The following is a 5,776-nucleotide window of genomic DNA, read 5'->3' as shown; positions in this document are numbered from 1 at the left end:
ACTGGACCGCGTCGGCTTTGAACTCCGGCGTGAACGTCCTGCGATTCGTAGACATGATTCCCTGTCGTGCCTTCCTGGTAACGACTGTCTACGAGAAGTGTCACACCCCAGAGGACACCACAATCGACGATGAGCAGTTTTCCGCGGTGTTCGAAGACTGTCATATTGCGCCCGATTTCACCGAGTCCTCCCAATGGTGTGACCCGAAGGCCTCCAGGTTTGAGTGTGGAAGGAGCGGTGAGTGTACGCGTAGAAGAAGCCAAAGAATGGGTCTTTCTTTGTTGAGTGGAACCGCACTATGGCTGGTCCGACTGGTGGTAGTCGATGCCATGGAAACTGGCAGCAACCGAGATCGAATTCCAGTTTAACCTTACGTTACGTGAGAGTTCCACTGGGGCCCGAGGGCAAGGCGACCGGCTCACGTTGCCATCCAGCAAACCTTCCGTTACGGTAGTGTTGCTGAGAAGGTGCTGCACCAATCCAGGCCAGCCCACTCCGCCTTCTGACTGCCCGATCCCTTGAGGAAGCCGACCGCCCTCGGGGGATCGGGCTATCCACGATCTCGAGGATTCTCCGCCCGCACATTCACGTAGCGGTAGAGTTTGCTGTATCAGATTCCCCCTCGACCATTGACTGCACGAAAGGCTCTCCCGACTCATTTCCTCCCTCGACTCTCGCCGTTCAACTCATCGGTCCATCGGCCTGGCCTGGATCGTCACTGTCGTGGCTGGCGGAGTCATCTCTGCAATGACCGCACCTGGACAAACAGCCGGCCTCTCGGTGTTCACTGAGCCGCTTATTGCGAGTGTGGGAATCGACAGAACCGCCCTGTCCTTGTCCTATCTCACCGCCACTCTCATTGGTGCCGCGTTCCAGCCTCTCATCGGTAAGGCCTCGGACCGCTGGAACGCTCGCGTCGTCATGGCTGTCATCGCCATTGGGTTCGCGATCGTGCTGGTGGGGTTGAGTTTTGCCCACGAACTGTTCGGGCTGACCTTCGGCTACATTGGAGTCCGCATGGCCGGGCAAGGGGCACTGAGCCTGACCGTAGTCACCGCAGTCTCCCGGGCCATCGATCACCGTCGGGGCCTGGCGCTGGGAATCGCTTCGGCGATCGGATCGACGGGCATTTCCTTGGCGCCGGTCGCCCTGGAGCGCCTGATCACCGCAGTGGGCCCAGCACAGACCTGGCGGTGGGAGGCCCTCGCTGTCATCGTCGTGGCCATGCCGGCCATTCTGTTCGTCCGATCGACTGGCCGCCGCGAGTACACAACTGGCAACTCATGCGACCCTGACATAGAAGATGACACAGGAACGTCCGTAGACACGGACAGCGCGCAGGTTGCCGATGTGAGGCCCTTAACCGATTGGACACTGTCCCAAGCTCGACGGACCGGAATGTTCTGGGTCCTCGCTGCGGCTGTGGCCAGCTCGTCGATGCTCAGCACCGGCCTGGCCTTCCACCAGATCGCGGTCCTCGGCGGACAAGGACTGAGCCCGGCCGAGGCGGCGGCGAATTTTATTCCTCAGACCATCGCGGCACTGTTGGCGACCCTGCTCATCGGTGCTCTCATCGACTCGATGAATCCCAAGATCTTCATCATCTTCTCCATGGCCACCACCTCAGCCGCACTGCTCATGTTGCCCCTGATCTCTCCCGGATGGACAGCCATCACCTATGGCCTCATCCTCGGTGCCGCAGGCGGGTGCCTGCGCGGCATGGAAGGAGCGACCTTCGCCCGCTATTACGGAGTGACCAACATCGGGGCAATTCGAGGACTAGCCACCGCGATCAGCCTGGGAGCATCCGCCCTGGGCCCCTACGCCATGGCACTGGGCACCGATCTCACCGGCAGCTTCGCACTCCCGGCCGCCCTGCTGGCAGTGATTCCGATCGGCATCGCCACCGTCACCGTTTTCACCTCTCAACCTCGTCATCACGATCCATTGGTGACAGGTTGAGCGCCAAGCACGAGCGCCGCACGATTTTTGACCGTTGGTGCACAGTATTTCGTGTGCCTTTCGCTGGCCCGAACTTTGTCCTTCGTCACATTACAGACAGCGAATTAGCATCGACTCTCACGTCACGGTAGAGTTGGAAATCGTTCGGGTCGTCCAGGCCCCTTCATTCTCAGTTTCCTGATCCGACAGGCACCACGTCACACTGCTGGCAACTTCGCCGTTTGATCACTGTTCGCGCTTCTACACACGAAGCACACTACTGCCCGGAAGGTAGAAGATGACCACTGTCACTGTCGAAACCGACGACACCAAACGGTACAGACCAGAACCCTCGGTGTGGACCGCTCTGCGATCGCCGAAACTCCTCACCCGTGAGGCACTTGCAGGCCTCGTCGTGGCCCTTGCGCTGATTCCCGAGGCGATCTCGTTCTCCATCATCGCTGGCGTCGATCCCCGAGTCGGACTCTTCTCCTCCTTCATCATGGCCGTCTCTATTGCCTTCCTGGGCGGGCGACCTGCCATGATTACTGGCGCTACCGGTGCTATCGCACTCGTCATCGCCCCCATCGCCCACGAGTACGGGCTCGACTATTTCATCGCCACGGTCATTCTGGCCGGTGTTTTCCAGATCGTCCTCGCCCTCTTCGGTGCTGCCAAACTCATGCGATTCGTCCCGCGCAGCGTCATGGTCGGCTTCGTCAATGCCCTGGCCATCCTGATCTTCATCGCTCAGTTGCCACAGCTCATCGGAGTTCCCTGGATGGTCTACCCACTCGTTGCAGTGGGCCTACTCATCATGGTCTTCATGCCCAAGATCACCAAGATCATTCCAGCTCCATTGGTCTCGATCGTCATCGTCACCGCCGCTGTCATCATTGCCGCGATCAACGTGCCGTCCGTTGGAGATCAGGGTGATCTGCCCGATAGTCTGCCGCAGCTGTTCTTCCCCGACGTCCCGATCAGCTTTGAGACCTTCCAGATCATCGCGCCCACCGCCCTGGCGATGGCCCTGGTCGGATTGATGGAATCTCTGATGACTGCGAAGCTCGTTGACGACGTCACCGACACGCACTCGAATAAGACCCGAGAAGGCTGGGGACAGGGAACCGCGAACATTCTGTCGGGATTCTTCGGCGGCATGGGTGGTTGCGCGATGATTGGTCAGACGTTGATCAACATCAAGGCCTCTGGAGCCAGGACTCGGATCTCGACGTTCTTGGCTGGCCTATTCCTCCTCATTCTCGTCGTTGCCTTGGGTGATGTCGTCGCAATCATTCCCATGGCTGCGCTCGTGGCTGTGATGATCATGGTCTCTGTCGGTACCTTCGACTGGCACTCGATCAAGATCTCGACCCTGAAGCGCCTGCCCAAGAGCGAGACCTTCGTCATGCTCGTCACCGTCGTTGTCGTCGTTGCTACCCATAACCTCGCCATCGGTGTCATTGTTGGTGTGTTCGTCGCCTCGGTGATGTTCGTTCGGCGTGTGGCCCACTTCGTCTCTGTCGAACGCGAGCTTGGTGAGTTCAAGGGACGTGCGGAGGCGAAGTACACCGTCACTGGCGAACTCTTCTTCGCCTCGAGTAATGACCTCACGACCTTGTTCGAGTACACGAAAGATCCTGATCACGTGGTCATCGACATGTCCCAGTCACACATCTGGGACGCGTCGACCGTGGCAACACTCGATGCTGTCGAGACGAAGTACGAACAGCAGGGCAAGAGGGTCAAGATTATCGGAATGAATGACTATACCGATGATTTCCATACCCGTCTCACCGGCGGTCTTGGTCAGGGCCACTGACCCCTTGGTCTCCTAATGTGCGGTCGCTGAGATCTCAAGAGTGTAGGCGACGACGGTGCTGAATACTTCAGACGTATGACGGATGAGGAGTTCAGCATCGTCATGTTTCGCCACACCGACTAACCCTTCCCACAACACGGTGAGGTAGTGGCCACCTGCCAACCGGTCCGCCGCTAGGAGAGGACCAGGTCGAGCAAGAGGGGTCTCACTGTCTGTTGGCATTGGAGCAGAAGACGAACACCCATCTGTTCGCAGGTTGTCGATCAGGGTCTGAAACGACAGTCGAGCAGCCTGGCGGAGGTCGACGTCGGCTATCGGAGATGAGTGACTTCCGCTGGCTATAGCTCGTGACATCAAGGTGGCGGTGAGGTCGTCGACGTCGAGGTCGGACAGGAGTTCGTCCCAGCGCTCGTCATCGCCGGGCAGCGGCTGCTCGGCAAGCGATCGGCCGACGGCACTCTCAGGAGAGGGACGATCGTGCCTGTTGTCTCTGCTGACGACATCGTAGGCGCGCCTGCTGGAAGAGGTCACTTTCCCACAATAGATCCGAAGCCCAACTTTTAATATGCAATCCGGAATATTTACCCCTGAGGACCTCAAAGACGAGGCCTCCTCAAGTGAGTTAAAGATCAAGCGGACATCCGAAGACGCCCGCTTGATCGGCCCGGTCAGGGCCTGACAACGTTGCGGCCCGGGCATGTCTCCGAACCTCAACAACCACATTTTACGCCCAGCAAAGCCTGTCAGTAACTGATCCTCGACTTCCAGCCGGAATGAAGCCGGCGCGGGCGACGAATGCCGTGCGCGGCCAGCTAGCTCACGTGCGCAGTAAGAAAAGCCGACCCGTCTCACCCCGGCTCAGCCAAGGTGTCGTGAGTGACGGAGGCCTGGCGGTGTCGGTACAAGGTTGCCCTGGACCAGCCCACCAAGCGTGCTGCATCTTCAGCGGTTCGACCTTTCGCTCGGGCATCCTCGGCAATCGCGAGCTTCTCAGCGATCTCGTCCGGGTCGAGCGGCGGCCGCCCGAACTTGGTGCCGTTGAGCTTGGCTGCGACGATGCCTGCGTTGACACGTTCGGTGATGAGCTCACGTTCATACTCAGCCAGAGTGGCGAGCATTCCTAGCATCATCCGACCCGATGACGTCTCGGGATCAATATTGTCTGAAATAGAACTGATCTTCACACCCCGGTCGCGGAGATGGTTCACGGTTGCCAGAACGTCGAGGAGTGAACGGCCGAGGCGATCGATGCGCCACACGACGACGGTGTCACCATCTTCGGCATATTCGATTAACCGTTTCATTCCCGGTCGTTGTTTCGCCGCCTTACTGCCGGAAGTCACATCAGAGAACACGTCCCGTTTCTGGACTCCCGCACCGACGAGTGCATCGAGCTGGAGCTGCGCATCCTGACCGGCGGTACTGACTCTCGTGTATCCCAGAAGCCTCATACTTCAAGAATGACTCACAAATACCGAAAAGTCACCACGGTAAGACATTCTCCGTCGAGACGGGTTATCGAGACATGTTTTGCCCCTTGAACTCGGACCGCAAAATTTGTGAGTCGCAGCGGTAAATGGCACGTTTCTCGCGGCGTTTAGTGGCCGATGAGGAGAGCCTGCCGAGCTGCCTCTACAACCTCGGGCGTCAACTCGTTGAGGTCGTTCACGGTCTGCACGCGCTCGATCTGGGTGAGTAAACGGTCGACGAGGCGGAAGTTGCCTGCGGTGATCCGGACGATAGTCGCGATCGCGGTTGCGTGGGCGACGCCACCATCGGTTGCCTCGCCCTCAGCTGGAAGTCGTCTGGCCAGGACTGCGGTGAGTTCGTCCGCGCTCAACTGGCGGTACTCGTGAGCGAAGCCGATACGGCTGTAGAGCTGCGGGTAGCGGGCGAGGCGTTTGGGCTGTGTCAAGTTTCGTAGACGATCTCTTTGTGGATCAGGCGGCGATCGCGGCCTGAAGGGTGTAGTCGGCGCGCGCTTCGGCGGGCGTGCGGTAGCCGAGGCTCGAG

Annotated in this window: 5 protein-coding genes; 2 read left to right on the top strand and 3 right to left on the bottom strand. The window is 59.1% G+C overall.

The features are described 5' to 3' along the window. The first annotated feature begins 747 nt into the window (after positions 1-747). The gene (locus FFS20_RS17585) at positions 748-1,962 is read left to right on the top strand and encodes an MFS transporter (RefSeq protein ID WP_125240299.1); all 1,215 of its coding nucleotides are present in this window, start codon (positions 748-750) and stop codon (positions 1,960-1,962) included. Positions 1,963-2,239: 277 nt separating this feature from the next. After that, positions 2,240-3,763 (top strand): SulP family inorganic anion transporter, encoded by a 1,524-nt coding sequence (locus FFS20_RS17580; protein WP_125240298.1) that lies wholly within the window; start codon positions 2,240-2,242, stop codon positions 3,761-3,763. A 12-nt stretch (positions 3,764-3,775) separates the two neighbouring features. Here FFS20_RS17580 and FFS20_RS17575 read toward each other — a convergent pair whose 3' ends face one another. The 3 genes from FFS20_RS17575 to FFS20_RS17565 form a co-directional block, all read right to left on the bottom strand. Continuing rightward, a complete protein-coding gene (locus tag FFS20_RS17575; protein ID WP_125240297.1) occupies positions 3,776-4,294 on the bottom strand; it encodes a hypothetical protein in 519 nt (172 codons plus the stop codon). A 317-nt stretch (positions 4,295-4,611) separates the two neighbouring features. Further along, positions 4,612-5,214, bottom strand: a complete 603-nt coding sequence (locus tag FFS20_RS17570; protein WP_125240296.1) for a recombinase family protein — start codon at positions 5,212-5,214, stop codon at positions 4,612-4,614. A gap of 146 nt (positions 5,215-5,360) precedes the next feature. Further along, the gene (locus FFS20_RS17565) at positions 5,361-5,678 is read right to left on the bottom strand and encodes an ATP-binding protein (protein ID WP_137827066.1); all 318 of its coding nucleotides are present in this window, start codon (positions 5,676-5,678) and stop codon (positions 5,361-5,363) included. Between the last annotated feature and the right edge of the window lie 98 nt (positions 5,679-5,776).

The sequence above is a fragment of the Brevibacterium sp. 2SA genome (genome assembly GCF_005502845.1).
GTDB lineage: Bacteria > Actinomycetota > Actinomycetes > Actinomycetales > Brevibacteriaceae > Brevibacterium.
This window is presented reverse-complemented; position numbering and strand designations above follow the sequence as displayed.

Bases quoted from the DNA above. Each gene is read 5' to 3' on its own strand.
- FFS20_RS17585 (WP_125240299.1), top strand. From the start codon at position 748: ATGACCGCACCTGGACAAACAGCCGGCCTCTCGGTGTTCACTGAGCCG.
- FFS20_RS17580 (WP_125240298.1), top strand. From the start codon at position 2,240: ATGACCACTGTCACTGTCGAAACCGACGACACCAAACGGTACAGACCA.
- FFS20_RS17570 (WP_125240296.1), bottom strand. From the start codon at position 5,214: ATGAGGCTTCTGGGATACACGAGAGTCAGTACCGCCGGTCAGGATGCG.